Here is a 1,661-nt window from a genome sequence, read left to right as displayed (position 1 = left end):
TGTGTCAATGGTATTAATCGTGCTCACAATGCTATGGCGAAAACTCGCAAAATCTTTAGATTGCGTGCCTTCGAACCAAATTCGTGCCGCAAGTATTGAATCTGAACATTCAACAAATTGAGTCAACCAATGACTGTCAAACTCAGCCAGGCCCATCGGTGTAAACTCGTGTGTGAGTTCCTCTGGGTCTAGAAAGTCCAATGCATCTATTTTCGTCATAACTACCATAAGCTTGGCTTAATGGCTGGTCGAAGTGACCAGCCATTAACTCTATTTAGCCACCCGACTGAGGAATTTTAGCAACGAGTCTTAAAGACGTGGTTAGCTCTTCCATTTGAAGCCATGGCTTGAGCCAAGCAACCGCGTTGTAAGAACCAGGCGAACCTGGAATTTCCTTAACTTGTACGCGAGCGTCGGCAAGAGGGTATTTCGCACGAATTTCTTGACCGCCACCTTCAGAAGCGTTCACATAGCCAAGAATCCAACGGTTCAACCAAGATTCAACGTCTTCTGCTTCCATAAAGCTACCGATCTTATCTCGAGCCATTACTTTCAAATAATGTGCAAAACGAGAGGTTGCCATCATGTAAGGAAGTCTTGCTGAAATTGCCGCGTTTGCTGCCACTTCTGGAGATTCATGATTTGCTGGTTTTTGACAAGGTTGAGCACCAAAGAACACGGCATAGTTTGTATTTTTGTACTGACACAACGGTAAGAAACCCAGTTTACCCAATTCCGCTTCACGGCGGTCTGTAATGCCAATTTCCGTTGGGCACTTCATATCTGGGTCACCATCATCACTCATGAAGAAGTGTGTTGGTAGGTTATCAACTCGACCACCACCCTCTGCGCCACGAATAGCAGTACAGAAACCATACTTAGAAAATGCATCCGTCAGTTTGACGCCAAGCACGTACGATGAGTTCATCCAACAATAATCATTGTGATCAGCATTAACGGCGATACCCGACACAGGATCCACATCAAACTCTTCAAAGCCAAACGCTTCTACAGGAGAGGTAGCTTGGCCGTATGGCAAGCGAGCTAATACTTTAGGCATCGTTAAGCTTACAAAACGAGAATCTGCACTTTCACGGAAAGAGCGCCATTGCGCATATTCCAACGACTCAAAGACTTTATCTAAATCGCGCGGTTTAGATAGTTCTGTCCACTCATCAAAACCAAATAGCGCAGGAGAAGCAGCAGACAAGAATGGTGAGAAACCCGAAGCAGCAACATTCGACATTAAACGCAAAGACTCAATATCTTCTGGATGGTTTGTAAACTCGTAGTCACCAATTAAAGCACCATACGGTTCACCACCAGCGCTACCAAATTCAGATTCGTACACTTTTTTAAAGATTTGACTTTGATCGAATTCAACCGCTTTACTTAAGTCTTTATGAAGCTCTTTCTTCGTGATGCTGATCATGCGAATTTTCAGCGTAGAACTTGTCTCAGAATTCATGACTAAGTAATTCAGCCCACGCCATGAGCCTTCTAACTTTTGTAGCTCAGGATGGTGCATAACTTCAGAAAGCTGCTCTGAAATCTGTCTATCAAGCAAATTAATCGCTTCACGGAAAGTTACGGTTAGGTTTTTATTCCAAGAAACCGTCCCCTTCATCGCTTCTTCAGTCAGTGTCTTGATCAGCTCTTCT

The 1,661-nt window shown here is 44.0% G+C and carries 1 protein-coding gene and 1 pseudogene; both read right to left on the bottom strand.

Features of this window, described 5'->3' with window-relative positions:
• Positions 1–219, bottom strand: a pseudogene (locus R7070_RS24775) (type VI secretion system contractile sheath large subunit); the annotation flags it as partial.
• Positions 220–274: 55 nt separating this feature from the next.
• The coding region (gene tssC, locus R7070_RS24770; RefSeq protein WP_318141347.1) for a type VI secretion system contractile sheath large subunit at positions 275–1,661 on the bottom strand (1,387 nt) is incomplete at its 5' end.

The organism is Vibrio sp. 1557, from assembly GCF_033340175.1.
Taxonomy (GTDB): Bacteria; Pseudomonadota; Gammaproteobacteria; order Enterobacterales; family Vibrionaceae; genus Vibrio; species Vibrio alginolyticus.
This window is presented reverse-complemented; position numbering and strand designations above follow the sequence as displayed.